The following is a 15,107-nucleotide window of genomic DNA, read 5'->3' as shown; positions in this document are numbered from 1 at the left end:
TCAGCAGGTCTCCCGGCGGGATCATCCGAGGTATCCGAGGCCGGGGTGGACGGCGGTGTAGCCGTCGACGAGCCGCCGGGCGACGTTGACGGAGTCGACGAGCGGGTGGAGCGCGAACGCCTTCACCGCCGTGGCACGGGAGCCGGACTCGGCCGCGGACAGCACCTCGCGCTCGACCGCCTTGACCGAACAGACCAGGCCGGTGGCGTGGCCGGGCAGCGGGTCGACCGGGACGGGGTCCGCGCCGAGCGCGCCCACCAGGCAGGGCACCTCGATGACCGCCTCGGAGTCCAGCACGGACAGGGTGCCGCGGTTGCGCACATTGAGGATCAGGGTGGTGCGCTCGTCCCGGGCGATGGCCCGCATCAGGGCGAGGGCCACCTTCTCGTAACCGCCGGACAGGTCCTCGGCGTCGCGTTCCCCCGCGCCCGCCGTCTGACGGTTCTCGGCCATGTAGGTGGCCTCGCGCTCGGCCCGCGTGCGGTCCCAGGTCTCGAGGGCCGGGGCGTCAGGGCGCCTCATCTCCTCGTAGAAGCGGGCCTGCTGGTCGCGCAGGAAGGCGCCGCGGGTCTTCTCGGCCTCCTGGTACGCGCGGACGGCCTCGCGGTTGAAGTAGTAGTAGTGCAGGTACTCGTTCGGGATCGCGCCGAGGGACCGGAGCCAGTCGGCGCCGAACAGCCTGCCCTCCTCGAACGAGCCGAGCAGGGCGGGGTCGGCGAGCAGCCGCGGGAGTTCGTCACGGCCCGCGACGCGCAGGCCGCGCACCCAGCCGAGGTGGTTGAGGCCGACGTAGTCGATGAACGTCTCAGGCGCCTGCGCTACGCCGAGCACGCGGGCGATACGGCGGCCGAGCCCGACCGGTGAGTCGCAGATGCCGATGACGCGGTCGCCGAGGTGGCGGGACATGGCCTCGGTGACGAGGCCCGCCGGGTTGGTGAAGTTGATGACCCAGGCATCGGGGGCGAGCCGGGCCGCGCGCCGCGCGATGTCGACGGCGACGGGCACGGTCCGCAGACCGTACGCGATACCGCCCGCGCCGACGGTCTCCTGACCGAGGACGCCCTGTTCGAGCGCCACCCGCTCGTCGTTCGCGCGTCCCTCCAGGCCGCCGACGCGGATCGCGGAGAAGACGAAGTCGGCGCCGCGCAGCGCCTCGTCGAGATCGGTCGTGGCGGTCACCTCGGGCGCGTCCGGCACGCCCGCGGCCTGTTCCGCCAGCACCCGCGTCACCGCGGACAGCCGTGCGGCGTCCAGGTCGTGCAGCACCACACGGGTGACCCGGCCCTCGGCGCGGTCCCCGAGGAGCGCCGCGTACACGAGCGGCACCCGGAACCCGCCGCCGCCCAGAATCGTCAGCTTCACGCTTGCACCTTTCCCGCCACGATCACCTCGACGCCCGCCTCCTCCAGGCAGGACCGGGTCGCCGGGGGTCGACCGGCGCGTTCGTCACCACCACGTCCGGGTCCCCGGGCCGCAGACCTGCGCCATGCCACGCCGCGAACACTACTCAGCCGTCCACCTGGGAGAAGTTCCTGGCTGCGGGCGAACAGCCCAAGAGGCGACCGCTGATCCGGTGCGAGTACGGCCATGCCATGGGCGACGGCAACGGCATGCCGGCCGACCACTGGGCCGCCATCGAGACCACCCCGGGCCTTCAGGACGGCTTCACCTCGGAGCTTTGGTGCCACGGCATCGTCCAGCGCGTGAGCGACGGAAGACCGGCCGGGCGCGGCGGCGCCGGGCTGTATGACAACGGTGTCGCCGCGCCCGGCCACCGCTGGGCGTACGGCGATGACGTCGGCGACGACCCGAACGACGGCACGTTCCGCGCGAACGGCCTGGTCTTCCCGGATCGCACGCCCGAGCCGGCGATGTGCGGGCATCCGGAGATCGCGGCGCCGGTCCGAATGAAGTGCTTCCGGCACGAGGGCATCGTCCTCCGCAACAACCAGCGCTTCCGGGGACTGGACTGGCTGACCGCCGAATGGCAGCTGTCGCGGGCCGACGGCCCCACGCTCACCGCCCCGGCCGAGCTGCCCCGCCTCGCTCCGGGCGAGTGCGCCGCGGTACCGCTGCCGTTCGCGCTGCCGCTGGAGGGCGGCGAGACCTGGCTGACCTTGCGGGTACGCACGGCGCACGACGAGCCGTGGGCGCCACGCGGCACCGAGGTGTGCGTGCCGCGGGTACGGCTGCGAGGGCCCGCCCCCGAGGCGGCCGTTCCCCTGCCGGGCGGAACCGTCGAGGTCGACGGGGAAGGCCTGCTGATCCACCCGCTCCTGACCGCCCCCGGACACCACGACCGACCGGCGGCCCCCCGCGGGTGTGTGGTGCACATCGACGGCGCTCACCGGGGCCTGAGCACCGCCTCGTGCGGCCCCGACACCTCTGCCTCCCTTCCGCTCCCGCCAGATGTCCACCGCTGGAGCTGGACCGGCGCACCCTCTGACCCACCGACCTTCACGGATCTCTCGGAGTAGATGTGTGCACTTCCCACGAGCCGGCACAGAGTCCCGCACCGGAGACCGCCCGGGCCGGTCGACGCGGCTTCCTGCGGGCGACCGCGCTGCTGGGCGCGGCGGCCACCACCGGTGCCGCCCTGCCGACGGCCGCCGAGGCGGCACCGGCGGGCGGCGGGCGGTGGCGGCCCGACCCGGACAGCCGCCGTTTCACGCTCGCCGTCATGCCGGACACCCAGTACCTCTTCGACGGGCCGAGCATCGACCCGGCGCCGGTCGAGGCCTCGCTGCGGTACCTCCTGGAACACGGCCGGGACGAGAACATCGTGTTCCTCTCCCACCTAGGCGACCTCACGCAGAACGGCGCCGGGGAGGAGTTCGCGGCGATCGGTGACGCGTTCCGGCTGCTCGACCGGCGTGGCGTCGGCTACAGCATCCTCGCGGGCAACCACGATGTGCGGTCGTCGACCGACGACCAGCGCGGCCCGACGCCGTACCTCGACACCTTCGGCCCGGACCGCTTCAAGGGCCGCTCCACGTTCGGGGGCGCCTCCCCCGACGGCTACAACACCTTCCATCTGTTCCGGGCCGCCGGGCGGGAGTGGATGGTGCTGGCCCTGGACTGGCGGCTGTCGGAGCAGGGGTACGCCTGGGCCAGGGACGTCATCTCCCGGCGCCCGAGGACGCCGGTGATCCTCACCACGCACGAGCTGGTCGTCGGGGACGACGCGCTGTCCTCGTACGGGCAGCGGCTGTGGGACCGGCTGATCGAGGACCACGACCAGATCTTCCTGACCCTCAACGGTCACTACTGGCCCGCCGGCCGCGCCACGCGCAAGAATGCGGCGGGCCACGACGTCCACCTTCATCTGACCAACTATCAGAACCGGTACTTCGGCGGCGCGGCGATGATCCGTCTGTACCACTTCGACCTCGACCGGAACGTCATCGACGTGGAGACCGTCTCCCCGTGGATCCTCGGCCGGGCCGCGAAGGGCCTGAACCGGCTGGAGCGGGAGGAGATGGAGCTGAGCGGTGACGCCGACCGGTTCTCGGTCGGCGTCGACTTCGAGAAGCGGTTCGCGGGCTTCGCCCCCGTCCCGGCGCGTCCGTCGCGGCCGGTGTCGAAGATGCTCGTCCCCGGCACGGTGGCGTACTGGCGCTTCGACGGACAGGACGACGGGGCCGCCGTCACCGGTACGGTCCGCGATCTGTCCGGGCGCGGCAACGACCTCGCCCTGGTCAGGGTGAACGGCGGCTCGCTGACCTGGTCGTCCGACCATCACCCCGACCAGCCGGGGCACGGCAGCCTGGAATTCCAGGGCTACAGATCGCCGCTGAAGGGCGCGTATCTGCGTACCGTCGACGGGGCGCCGCTCAACTCCGCCACCTTCGCGTCCGGTTACACGATCGAGGCCTTCTACCGTCTCCCCGCGGACTGGGAAGCCGCGCACCACGCATGGTCCGGGCTCGTCAGCCGCACCGGCACGGGCGGCGCCGCGGGCAAGACCGCCGACGACCCCGACGAGCCGCTGGCCACGCTGTCACTGTCCGACGGCCCCGGACCGCAGTGGGCGGTGCGGCCGCTCAACCAGGAGGGGATCGCCACCAACTGGGGGGACGAGACGGCACGGGAGAGGTGGTGGCACGTGGCCGTGGTCAACGACGGCCGGCACACCACCCTGTACGTCGAGGGCTGCCCGGTCGCCCGCAACCCGAAGGCCGCCGCCGTCGGCCTGAGCTCGGTCGGACTGCCGTGGCTGCTGGGTGGCTACGAGTACGCCGGGAAGATCGACCAGATCCTGCACGGCCGGCTCGGCGACGTCCGGGTCGTCGCCCGCGCGCTGCCGGTCACCTCCTTTATGAACCACTGAGCCGAAGACCTGCGGGGGGCGGGCCGAGCGCTCGCCCCTTCGTCATCTCAGCTCCGCCCGGAACGCCGCCGGTGTCGTGTCCGTGTGCTGGTGGAAGAACTTGGAGAAGTTCGCCGCGTCGGGGAAGCCGACGGCGACGCCGACACGGCCGATCGGCAGGTCCGTGTGTGCGAGCAGGCGTTTGGCCTCCAGGATCACCCGCTTGTCGATGAAGCCCTTGGGCGTCTCGCCGGTGGCGGCACGGACGGCGCGGACCAGGGTGCGGCGGGAGTAGCCGAGGGCGTCGGCGTACGCGCTGACGCTGTGGTTCGTGGCGAAGCCCTGCTCGACGGCGTCCCGGAACCGGGTGAACGTGGTGTCGGCCTGATCGCGCGCCGCGTCGGCGGAGCCGGCCGCGAGGTGCCCGAGACGCAGCAGGAACGCGGTCAGGGAGTGGCGCAGCACTGCCGTGCGCAGGCTCAGCGGCAGGGTTGTCGTGTCCTCGTACTCGCGTTGCACGTGGTCCAGGGACGCGCGGAGCGCGGCGAGGCCGGCCGCGTCGGGGTGCAGCAGCGGCGGCAGGTCGTAGCGGTACAGGCCCGTGGCCTCCACCGCGGCGCGCGGCAGAAAACCGGGCTGCATGGTCAGCACGGTGCCGCGGTACTCGCTCGACCGGGAGAAGCGGTGGACCTGACCGGGGCGTATCCACAGAACGTCACCGGCGCTCGCCCGGTACTCGGCGAAGTCCACCATGTGCGACACGGGGCCGCCGTTGAAGAACATGACGATGTGGAAGTCGATGCGGTGGACGCGGTCCAGGGGCGCGTCCTCGTGCCAGGTGCGGCCGGACCCCATGGGGCCCACCTGGATGCCGACGCCGCAGACGCTCAGGTCGACGGGGAACGGGTACGTCCGGATGCCGTCGTCCTCTTGCGTGTTTCTGTCCGCCATGTCCTTCTCGTGCCACCTCGGTCCCACCGTCGATGTCCCACTTTCACCGAAGGCTGACACAGGGGCACCTTCCCCCGCAAAAGTCAGACTTTTAGATTCGACGACGTTCCACCAGAGATCACGTATCCAGTGAGGACTTCTTGAAGATGAGTGCGCAGAGCGCAGACGGATTCGAATGGACCGACCTCGACCGGCGAGCCGTCGACACGGCCCGTGTTCTGGCCGCCGACGCCGTACAGAAGGTCGGCAACGGCCACCCGGGCACCGCGATGAGCCTGGCACCCGCCGCGTACGCGATCTTTCAAAAGGTGTTGACACACGACCCCGCGGACCCCGAGTGGACCGGCCGTGACCGTTTCGTCCTCTCCCCCGGCCACACCTCGCTGACCCTCTACACCCAGCTCTTCCTCGCCGGCTACGAGCTGGAGCTGGACGACCTGAAGGCGTTCCGCACGCACGGTTCGAAGACGCCCGGTCACCCTGAGTACGGCCACACGGCCGGTGTCGAGACCACCACCGGCCCCCTGGGCCAGGGCGTCGCCAACGCGGTGGGCATGGCGATGGCCGCCCGCTACGAGCGCGGCCTGTTCGACCCCGACGCCCCCGAGGGCACCTCCCCCTTCGACCACACGATCTGGGCGATCGTCTCCGACGGCGATCTGGAGGAGGGCATCTCCGCCGAGGCGTCCTCGCTCGCCGGCCACCAGAAGCTCGGCAATCTGGTCTTCCTCTACGACGACAACCACATCTCCATCGAGGGCGACACCGCGACGGCGTTCTCCGAGGACGTGCTGAAGCGGTACGAGGCCTACGGCTGGCACGTGCAGCGCATCGAGCCCGCGGAGAACGGCGACATCGACGTCCACGCGCTGTATGCGGCGCTCAAGGCGGCGCAGGCCGAGACCGAGCGCCCCTCGATCATCGCGATGCGCACGATCATCGCCTGGCCCGCCCCGAACGCGCGGAACACCGAGGCCGCGCACGGCTCGGCGCTCGGCGAGGACGAGGTCGCGGCCACCAAGCGGGAGCTCGGCTTCGAGCCGGAGAAGACCTTCGAGGTGTCCGACGAGGTCCTCGCCCACACCCGAGGGGCCCTCGACCGCGGCGCCGAGGCGCACGCCGCGTGGGACAAGCGGATCGCCGAGTGGCGCGACGCCCAGCCGGAGCGCGCGAAGCTGTTCGACCGCGTCGTGGCGGGTCAGCTGCCTGAGGGCTGGCAGGACGCGCTGCCGGTGTTCGAGGAGGGCAAGGCGGTGGCCACCCGGGCCGCCTCCGGCAAGGTGCTCCAGGCCCTCGGCGCGGTCCTGCCCGAACTGTGGGGCGGCTCCGCCGACCTGGCCGGCTCCAACAACACCACCATCGACAAGAACAGCTCCTTCCTGCCCAAGGGCAACCCGCTGCCGGAGGCGAGCCCCTACGGGCGCACGATCCACTTCGGCATCCGTGAGCACTCCATGGCCGCGGAGATGAACGGCATCGCCCTGCACGGCAACACCCGCGTCTACGGCGGCACCTTCCTGGTGTTCTCCGACTACATGCGCAACGCGGTACGCCTGTCGGCGCTGATGCAGCTTCCCGTCACCTATGTGTGGACCCACGACTCCATCGGGCTGGGCGAGGACGGCCCGACCCACCAGCCCGTGGAACACCTGGCCAGCCTGCGGGCCATCCCCGGCCTGAACCTGGTCCGCCCCGCGGACGCCAACGAAACCGCGATCGCCTGGGCCGAGATCCTCCGGCGGCACTCCACCGACCCGGCCCCGCACGGTCTCGCGCTCACCCGCCAGGGCGTGCCGACGTACGCCCCGAACCCCGAGGCGGCCAAGGGCGGTTACATCCTGCGGGAGTCCTCCACCGGCACGCCGGACGTGATCCTCATCGCCACCGGATCCGAGGTGCAGCTCGCCGTCGCCGCGCGCGAACGGCTGGAGGCCGAGGGGGTGGGTACCCGGGTGGTGTCGATGCCGTCCGTGGAGTGGTTCGAGGAGCAGTCCGCCGAGTACCGCGAGCACGTCCTTCCTCAGTCCGTGAAGGCGCGCGTGGCGGTCGAGGCGGGCATCGCGCTGACCTGGTACCGGTACGTCGGTGAGAGTGGACGCATCGTCTCCCTGGAGCACTTCGGTGCCTCGGCCGACGCCAAGACCCTGTTCGCCGAGTACGGCTTCACGGCCGACAACGTGGCCGCCGCCGCGCGGGATTCCCTCGCCGCCGTCCGCGGTTGATCCGATCGTACGAAGGAAGATGAGCACAGTGACCGAAGCAACCACAGCCGCGGAACCGTTGAAGCGCCTGTCCGGCGCGGGCGTGTCGATCTGGCTGGACGACCTGTCCCGCAAGCGGATCGCCTCCGGCAACCTCGCCCAACTCCTCGCCACCAAGCAGGTGGTGGGCGTCACCACCAATCCGTCCATCTTCCAGGCGGCCATCGGCTCCGGGGAGGGCTACGAGGAGCAGCTGGCCGACCTGGCCGAGCGCGGCGTGACGGTCGAGGAGGCCGTCCGCATGATGACCACCGCCGACGTGCGGGCCGCCGCCGACATACTGCGGCCCGTGTACGACGCGACGGACGGCCGAGACGGCCGGGTCTCCATCGAGGTCGACCCGCGGCTCGCGCACCGCACCCGGGCGACCGTGGCGGAAGCCAGGCAGCTCGCCTGGCTGGTGGACCGCCCGAATGTGATGATCAAGATCCCGGCGACCGAGGCCGGCCTGCCGGCCATCACCGAGGTCATCGGGCAGGGCATCAGCGTCAATGTCACGCTGATCTTCTCCCTGGAGCGCTACCGCCAGGTCATGGACGCCTATCTGGCCGGCCTGGAGAAGGCCAGGGCCGCCGGGCTCGACCTGTCCGCGATCCACTCCGTCGCCTCCTTCTTCGTCTCCCGCGTCGACACCGAGATCGACAAGCGTCTGGCGAAGCTGGGCACGGACGAGGCGCTCGCGCTCAAGGGAAGGGCGGCACTTGCGAACGCCCGGCTCGCCTACGAGGCGTACGAGGAGGTCTTCGCCGGCGAGCGCTGGCTCGCCCTCGCCGGGGCCGGAGCAAACAAGCAGCGCCCGCTGTGGGCCTCGACCGGGGTGAAGGACCCGGCGTACAAGGACACGCTGTACGTCGACGAACTGGTCGCGCCGGGCACGGTGAACACCATGCCGGAGGCGACCCTCGACGCCACCGCCGACCATGGCGACATCCAGGGCGACACGGTGACCGGCGGCTATGCGCAGGCCCGCGCGGACCTCGCGGCCGTGGAGCGGCTCGGGATCTCGTACGACGAGGTCGTCAAGCAGCTCGAGGACGAGGGCGTCGCCAAGTTCGAGGTGGCCTGGCAGGACCTGCTGGACGCCGTCACGACATCGCTGGAGAGCAAGGGGGTTGACGGGGAATGAGCAAGGAACGTCCCGCGACGAAGGGATCCGCGGCCGAGGAGAAGGCCGAGGGAACCGTGGTGACGGAGACCGGGACCCGGTCGGCCGAGGACCCCGGGACCTCCGGGGCCAAGGGCTCCGACGCGGCCCCGCAAGCCTCCGGCGCGACGCAGCCCTCCGACGCGGCCTCGAGGATCGGCGCCGTGGCCGGGAAGACCCACGGACCGATCCCGGTCTCCGACTGGACCAACCCCCTGCGTGACGCCCGCGACCGCAGGCTTCCCCGCATCGCCGGTCCCTCCGGTCTGGTCATCTTCGGTGTCACCGGTGACCTGTCCCGCAAGAAGCTGATGCCGGCCGTGTACGACCTCGCCAACCGCGGACTGCTGCCGCCGGGCTTCTCACTGATCGGGTTCGCCCGGCGCGACTGGGCCGACCAGGACTTCGCCCAGGTGGTGCACGACGCCGTGCGCGAGCACGCCCGTACGGAGTTCCGCGAGGAGGTGTGGCAGCAGCTCGCCGAGGGGATGCGGTTCATCCCGGGCGACTTCGACGACGACACCGCCTTCAAGCAACTGCGTGCCGCCGTGGACGAGTTGGACGCCTCACGGGGCACCAACGGCAACTACGCGTTCTATCTCTCCGTACCGCCGAAGTTCTTCCCCAAGGTCGTCCAGCAGCTGAAGAGGCACGGCCTCGCCAGCGCGCCCGAGGGCTCCTGGCGGCGCGCGGTCATCGAGAAGCCGTTCGGGCACGACCTGGCGAGCGCCCGCGAGCTCAACGCGATCGTGCACGACGTGTTCGAGCCGGACCAGGTCTTCCGCATCGACCACTACCTGGGCAAGGAGACCGTCCAGAACATCCTGGCGCTGCGCTTCGCCAACCAGATGTACGAGCCGATCTGGAACCGGTCGTATGTCGACCACATCCAGATCACGATGTCGGAGGACATCGGGATCGGCGGCCGGGCCGGCTACTACGACGGCATCGGCGCCGCCCGCGACGTCATCCAGAACCACCTGCTCCAGCTGATGGCGCTGACTGCCATGGAGGAGCCCATCGCGTTCGACGCGGAGGCGCTGCTCACCGAGAAGCTGAAGGTCCTGAAGTCGGTGAAGCTGCCCGAGGACCTCGGCGCGCACACCGTGCGCGGACAGTACGCGGCCGGCTGGCAGGGCGGTGAGAAGGTCGTCGGGTACCTCCAGGAGGAGGGCATCGACCCGCACTCGAAGACCGACACCTACGCGGCGATCAAGCTGGAGGTCGACAACCGCCGCTGGGCGGGCGTCCCCTTCTACCTGCGCACCGGCAAGCGGCTCGGCCGCCGGGTCACCGAGATCGCGGTCGTCTTCCAGCGCGCCCCGCACTCCCCCTTCGACACCACCGCCACCGAGGAACTCGGGCACAACGCGATCGTCATCCGGGTCCAGCCCGACGAGGGCATGACCGTGCGCTTCGGTTCGAAGGTGCCGGGTACGTCGATGGAGATCCGGGACGTCTCGATGGACTTCGCCTACGGCGAGTCGTTCACCGAGTCCAGCCCGGAGGCCTACGAACGGCTGATCCTGGACGTACTGCTCGGCGACGCCAACCTCTTCCCCCGCACGGAGGAGGTGGAGGAGTCCTGGAAGATCCTCGACCCGATCGAGGAGTACTGGGAGAACCACGGCCGGCCCGCTCAGTACCCGGCGGGTACCTGGGGTCCCCGCGAAGCCGACGAGATGCTCGCACGAGACGGACGGAGCTGGCGCAGGCCATGAAGATCGATCTGACCGACACCAACGCAAGCAAGATCAACAAGGCGTTGGTCCAGGGTCGCCGTGCCATCGGCACTCCCGCCGTGGGCATGGTCCTGACCATGGTCATCGTGACCGACGAGGAGAACGCCTACGACTCGGTGAAGGCGGCAGAGGACGCGTCGCGGGAGCACCCCTCGCGGACCCTGGTCGTCATCAAGCGGCACGCCCGCACCCCCCGGGACCGCACCGCCTCCCGGCTCGACGCCGAGATCCGGGTGGGCTCGGAGGCCGGCACCGGCGAGACGGTCGTACTGCGGCTGTACGGCGAGGTGTCCGACCACGCCGACTCGGTGGTCCTGCCGCTGCTCCTTCCGGACGCTCCGGTCGTCGTGTGGTGGCCGGTCGACGCGCCGGAGCACCCCGCCAAGGACCCGCTGGGCGCCCTCGCCCAGCGCCGGATCACCGACATGTACGCCGTCGAGCACCCGCTCGACGCCCTGAGGGCCCGGGTCGCCTCCTACGCCCCGGGCGACACCGACCTGGCCTGGACACGGCTGACGCCGTGGCGGTCGATGCTGGCCGCGGCGCTCGACCAGGCCCGTACGAAGGTCACCTACGCGGCGATCGAGAGCGAGGCCGAGAACCCGAGCGCCGAGCTGCTGGCCCGCTGGCTGGGCGTCCGGCTCCAGGTACCGGTGGAGCGGGTCGTCACCGGTGGACCGGTGATCACGGCGGTGCGGCTGGGCACCGAGAAGGGCGAGATCGTCATCGACCGCCCCGAGGGCCCGCTGGCCACGCTGACCCTGCCGGGCCAGCCCCCGCGCACCCTCGCCCTGAAGGTGCGCCCCACCTCCGAACTGATCGCCGAGGAGCTGCGCCGCCTCGACGCGGACGAGATGTACGCCATCGCCCTGCGCGGCGACGGCGCCAAGGAGAACGCCAGCCATGACTGACAGTCCCAGGCTCACCCGACGCCCCGAGTGGACGGCCCTGGAGGACCACCGCGCCGGCCCGCTGCTCCACCCCGATCTGCGCGAGTTCTTCGACCGGGACCCCGGACGGGCCGAGCGCTACACCGTGCGCGTCGGCGACCTGCTCATCGACTACTCCAAGAACCTGATCACGGACGAGACCCTCGCCCTGCTCCAGGAACTGGCCGCAGCCACCGATGTGTTCGGTCTCAGGGACGCCATGTTCCGCGGCGAGAAGATCAACGTCACCGAGGGCCGGGCCGTGCTGCACACCGCGCTGCGCGCCCCGAGGGACGCGGTGATCGAGGTCGACGGCGAGAACGTGGTGCCCAAGGTCCACGCGGTCCTCGACAAGATGGCCGACTTCGCGAACCGGGTCCGCTCGGGCGAGTGGACCGGCCATTCCGGCAAGCGCATCAAGAACGTCGTCAACATCGGCATCGGCGGCTCGGATCTGGGCCCCGCGATGGCGTACGAGGCGCTGCGCCCCTACACCGCCCGCGAGTTGACGTTCCGCTTCGTCTCCAACGTGGACGGCGCCGATCTGCACGAGGCGGTCCGGGATCTGGACCCGGCCCAGACGCTGTTCATCGTCGCGTCCAAGACGTTCACCACGATCGAGACGATCACGAACGCGACCTCGGCCCGCTCCTGGCTGCTGGCAGCGTTCGACGGTGACGAGAAGGCGGTCGCCCGGCACTTCGTCGCGCTGTCGACGAACGCCGGGAAGGTCACCGAGTTCGGCATCGACCCGGACAACATGTTCGAGTTCTGGGACTGGGTCGGCGGCCGCTACTCCTACGACTCGGCCATCGGTCTCTCGCTGATGATCGCCATCGGCCCGGAGCGGTTCCGTGAGATGCTGGCCGGCTTCCGCCTCGTCGACGAGCACTTCGAGAACGCCCCCGCGGAGGCCAACGCCCCGCTGCTGCTGGGCCTGCTCGGCATCTGGTACGACGACTTCTTCGACGCCCAGACTCACGCGGTGCTGCCGTACAGCCACTACCTGTCCAAGTTCACCGCCTATCTCCAGCAGCTGGACATGGAGTCCAACGGCAAGTCCGTGGACCGCGAGGGGCGTCCGGTGGACTATCAGACCGGTCCGGTGGTGTGGGGCACCCCCGGCACCAACGGCCAGCACGCCTACTACCAGCTCATCCACCAGGGCACCAAGCTGATCCCGGCGGACTTCATCGGTTTCGCCCGCCCCGTGGACGAGCTGAGCGGCGAACTCAAGACCCAGCACGACCTGTTGATGGCGAACTTCTTCGCCCAGACCCAGGCGCTCGCCTTCGGCAAGACCAGCCAGGAGGTGCGGGCGGAGGGTGTGCCGGACGAGCAGGTGCCGCACCGCACCTTCAAGGGCAACCGCCCCACCACCACGATCCTCGCCACCGAGCTGACCCCCTCGGTCCTCGGCCAGCTCATCGCCCTCTACGAGCACAAGGTGTTCGTCCAGGGAGCCGTCTGGAACATCGACTCCTTCGACCAGTGGGGTGTCGAGCTGGGCAAGGTCCTCGCCAAGCGCGTCGAACCCGCCCTGACCGAGGGCGCCGAGGTGCCGGGTCTGGACCCGTCCACCGCCGCCCTCGTGGCCGCCTACCGCACGCTCAGGAAGAAGTGAGACTGATATGACGCAGATGCAGTTGGGCCTCATCGGCCTCGGCAAGATGGGCGGCAACATGCGCGAGCGTATCCGCCGCGCGGGCCACACCGTCATCGGCTACGACCGCAACCCCGAGGTCTCGGACGTCAAGACCCTGGCCGAACTGGTCGAGTCCCTCGAAGCCCCGCGTGTGGTCTGGGTGATGGTCCCGGCCGGCGGGGCCACCCAGTCCGTCATCGACGAGCTGAAGGACCTGCTGTCCCCCGGCGACACCGTGGTCGACGGCGGCAACTCCCGCTGGACGGACGACGAGAAGCACGCCACCGAGCTCGGTATCAAGGGCATCGGCTTCGTCGACGCGGGCGTCTCCGGCGGTGTGTGGGGCCTGGAGAACGGCTACGCGCTGATGGTCGGCGGCGACAAGGAGCATGTCGACCGCCTCCAGCCGATCTTCGATGCGCTCAAGCCCGAAGGCCCGTACGGGTATGTCCACGCCGGCCGGGTCGGCGCCGGGCACTTCTCCAAGATGGTCCACAACGGCATCGAGTACGCGATGATGCAGGCCTACGCCGAGGGCTGGGAACTGCTGGAGAAGGTCAAGTCGGTGGAGAACGTCCGCGAGGTCTTCCGCTCCTGGCAGGAGGGCACGGTCATCCGCTCCTGGCTGCTGGACCTCGCGGTCAACGCCCTCGATGAGGACGAGCACCTGGGCAAGCTGCGCGGTTACGCCGAGGACTCCGGCGAGGGCCGCTGGACCGTGGAGGCCGCCGTCGCCAACTCGGTGCCGCTCCCTGCGATCACGGCGTCGCTGTTCGCGCGGTTCAGCTCTCGGCAGGACGACTCGCCGCAGATGAAGATGATCGCGGCGCTGCGGAACCAGTTCGGCGGTCACGCGGTCGAGTCGGCGAAGGAGTAACGAGCCGTGGGCGACCTCCTGCTGGTCCGCCACGGCGAAACCGAGTGGAGCCTGTCGGGACAGCACACCAGCTGGACCGACCTCCCGCTCACCCAGCGAGGCGAGGAACAGGCCAAGTCCCTCGCCCCTCTGCTCGCCGGACGCACCTTCGCGCAGACCCTCACCAGCCCGCTCGGCCGGGCGATACGCACGGCGGAACTCGCCGGGCTGTCCGGCCCCGTTCCCGACGCCGATCTGCGCGAGTGGGACTACGGCGGCTACGAGGGCATCACCACGGCGGAGATCCACCGCACCCGACCCGAGTGGTGCCTGTGGACCGACGGGGCGCCGCCCGGACCGCCCGGGCATCCGGGCGAGTCGCCCGACGAGGTGGCGGCGCGCGCGGACCGGGTGCTGGCCCGTATCGCACCCGGGCTCGCACAGGGCGATGTGATCCTCGTGGCCCACGGTCACTTCCTGCGCGTCCTGGCCGCCCGCCGCCTGGGTCTGTCGGCCGCCGAGGGGCGGTTGCTGCAACTGGGGACGGGGACGGTCAGCCGGCTCTCCACCGAGCACGGCTGGCCCGTGATCGCGGAGTGGAACGCCAGCGGAACTTCCGCGGCTTCCCGCCAGTTTCCTTCTACGTTGCCGTAGAAACGAGAGGTCACGGCCCGTCCACCGGGGCGGGCCGGCCTCGACGACGTAGGGAGTTCTCCATGGCCCTGTGGGACCGCATCAGGGAATCCGCCTCGACGATGCAGACCCAGCTCGTGGCGAAGAAGAACGATCTGAAGAGCGGCGCGTTCCGCGACGCGAGCATGGCGATGTGCGCGCTCGTGGCCGCGGCGGACGGCACGGTTGACCCCTCGGAGCGCCAGCGCGTCGCCCAGCTCATCGCCACGAACGAGGTGTTGCAGAACTTCCCGGCCGACGACCTTCGCCGCCGCTTCGAGGACAATCTGAACAAACTGACCGCCGACTTCGCCTTCGGCAAGGTCAGCGTTCTCCAGGAGATCGGCAAGGCGAAGAAGAAGCCCGCCGAGGCGCGCGCGGTGATCCAGATCGGCATCGTCATCGGGGGCGCCGACGGGAACTTCGACAAGGACGAGCAGGCGGTGGTCCGGGAGGCGTGCTTCGCGCTCGACCTGCCGCCGCATGAGTTCGACCTCTAGTGCCAACGCCGTTCAGTTAAGGCGGGGCTGTGGGTGTCAAGGGCTGTTCGTAAGCATGGCGATGCTGATGGTGGCTCTGTAGGTGGTGCGGTCGATGG

Annotated in this window: 12 protein-coding genes; 10 read left to right on the top strand and 2 right to left on the bottom strand. The window is 70.4% G+C overall.

Annotated elements, in window-relative coordinates; all coding sequences use genetic code 11:
* Positions 1-21: 21 nt before the first annotated feature.
* Complete coding sequence (locus ABZ823_RS24810) at positions 22-1,362, bottom strand: 6-phospho-beta-glucosidase (protein ID WP_361664388.1); 1,341 nt, start codon at positions 1,360-1,362, stop codon at positions 22-24.
* 2 nt (positions 1,363-1,364) lie between these two features.
* On the opposite strand from ABZ823_RS24810, the gene ABZ823_RS24805 reads away from it, so the two are divergent.
* Together ABZ823_RS24805 and ABZ823_RS24800 are read left to right on the top strand one after the other, a co-directional pair.
* A complete protein-coding gene (locus tag ABZ823_RS24805) occupies positions 1,365-2,477 on the top strand; it encodes a beta-galactosidase domain 4-containing protein (protein WP_361664385.1) in 1,113 nt (370 codons plus the stop codon).
* Between the two features lie 2 nt (positions 2,478-2,479).
* A complete protein-coding gene (locus ABZ823_RS24800) occupies positions 2,480-4,330 on the top strand; it encodes a LamG-like jellyroll fold domain-containing protein (protein WP_361664382.1) in 1,851 nt (616 codons plus the stop codon).
* A 42-nt stretch (positions 4,331-4,372) separates the two neighbouring features.
* On the opposite strand, the gene ABZ823_RS24795 is transcribed toward ABZ823_RS24800, so the two are convergent.
* Entirely contained in the window at positions 4,373-5,260 is an 888-nt protein-coding gene (locus ABZ823_RS24795; RefSeq protein WP_361664378.1) for an AraC family transcriptional regulator, read from the bottom strand.
* Between the two features lie 146 nt (positions 5,261-5,406).
* On the opposite strand from ABZ823_RS24795, the gene tkt reads away from it, so the two are divergent.
* The 8 genes from tkt (at position 5,407) to ABZ823_RS24755 (ending at position 15,009) form a co-directional block, all read left to right on the top strand.
* A complete protein-coding gene (gene tkt, locus ABZ823_RS24790) occupies positions 5,407-7,482 on the top strand; it encodes a transketolase (protein ID WP_361664375.1) in 2,076 nt (691 codons plus the stop codon).
* A 19-nt stretch (positions 7,483-7,501) separates the two neighbouring features.
* Positions 7,502-8,647 (top strand): transaldolase, encoded by a 1,146-nt coding sequence (gene tal / locus ABZ823_RS24785; RefSeq protein ID WP_361664373.1) that lies wholly within the window; start codon positions 7,502-7,504, stop codon positions 8,645-8,647.
* The gene (gene zwf, locus ABZ823_RS24780; protein WP_361664370.1) at positions 8,644-10,386 is read left to right on the top strand and encodes a glucose-6-phosphate dehydrogenase; all 1,743 of its coding nucleotides are present in this window, start codon (positions 8,644-8,646) and stop codon (positions 10,384-10,386) included. Before tal ends, zwf begins: the two co-directional genes overlap by 4 nt.
* A complete protein-coding gene (opcA, locus tag ABZ823_RS24775; protein ID WP_361664367.1) occupies positions 10,383-11,318 on the top strand; it encodes a glucose-6-phosphate dehydrogenase assembly protein OpcA in 936 nt (311 codons plus the stop codon). The genes zwf and opcA overlap by 4 nt, the downstream gene beginning before the upstream one ends.
* Positions 11,311-12,960 (top strand): glucose-6-phosphate isomerase, encoded by a 1,650-nt coding sequence (pgi, locus tag ABZ823_RS24770; RefSeq protein WP_361664364.1) that lies wholly within the window; start codon positions 11,311-11,313, stop codon positions 12,958-12,960. Before opcA ends, pgi begins: the two co-directional genes overlap by 8 nt.
* Positions 12,961-12,976: 16 nt before the next feature.
* Positions 12,977-13,858 (top strand): phosphogluconate dehydrogenase (NAD(+)-dependent, decarboxylating), encoded by an 882-nt coding sequence (gene gnd / locus ABZ823_RS24765; protein WP_361664563.1) that lies wholly within the window; start codon positions 12,977-12,979, stop codon positions 13,856-13,858.
* Positions 13,859-13,864: 6 nt separating this feature from the next.
* A complete protein-coding gene (locus ABZ823_RS24760) occupies positions 13,865-14,491 on the top strand; it encodes a histidine phosphatase family protein (protein ID WP_361664361.1) in 627 nt (208 codons plus the stop codon).
* Between the two features lie 62 nt (positions 14,492-14,553).
* Positions 14,554-15,009: a TerB family tellurite resistance protein gene (locus tag ABZ823_RS24755; RefSeq protein ID WP_361664358.1), complete on the top strand. Its 456-nt coding sequence runs from the start codon at positions 14,554-14,556 to the stop codon at positions 15,007-15,009.
* The last annotated feature ends 98 nt before the right edge of the window (positions 15,010-15,107 follow it).

This window comes from Streptomyces sp. NPDC047079 (assembly GCF_040643755.1).
In the GTDB taxonomy this organism is placed as follows: domain Bacteria; phylum Actinomycetota; class Actinomycetes; order Streptomycetales; family Streptomycetaceae; genus Streptomyces.
The sequence above is the reverse complement of the archived record's forward strand: the minus strand, read 5'-3'. Positions and strand labels throughout refer to the sequence as shown.

Excerpts from the sequence above, each read along its gene's own strand:
- opcA (WP_361664367.1), top strand. The coding sequence starts at position 10,383 with ATGAAGATCGATCTGACCGACACCAACGCAAGCAAGATCAACAAGGCG.
- gnd (WP_361664563.1), top strand. The coding sequence starts at position 12,977 with ATGCAGTTGGGCCTCATCGGCCTCGGCAAGATGGGCGGCAACATGCGC.
- ABZ823_RS24795 (WP_361664378.1), bottom strand. The coding sequence starts at position 5,260 with ATGGCGGACAGAAACACGCAAGAGGACGACGGCATCCGGACGTACCCG.
- tal (WP_361664373.1), top strand. The coding sequence starts at position 7,502 with ATGAGCACAGTGACCGAAGCAACCACAGCCGCGGAACCGTTGAAGCGC.
- pgi (WP_361664364.1), top strand. The coding sequence starts at position 11,311 with ATGACTGACAGTCCCAGGCTCACCCGACGCCCCGAGTGGACGGCCCTG.
- ABZ823_RS24755 (WP_361664358.1), top strand. The coding sequence starts at position 14,554 with ATGGCCCTGTGGGACCGCATCAGGGAATCCGCCTCGACGATGCAGACC.
- tkt (WP_361664375.1), top strand. The coding sequence starts at position 5,407 with ATGAGTGCGCAGAGCGCAGACGGATTCGAATGGACCGACCTCGACCGG.
- zwf (WP_361664370.1), top strand. The coding sequence starts at position 8,644 with ATGAGCAAGGAACGTCCCGCGACGAAGGGATCCGCGGCCGAGGAGAAG.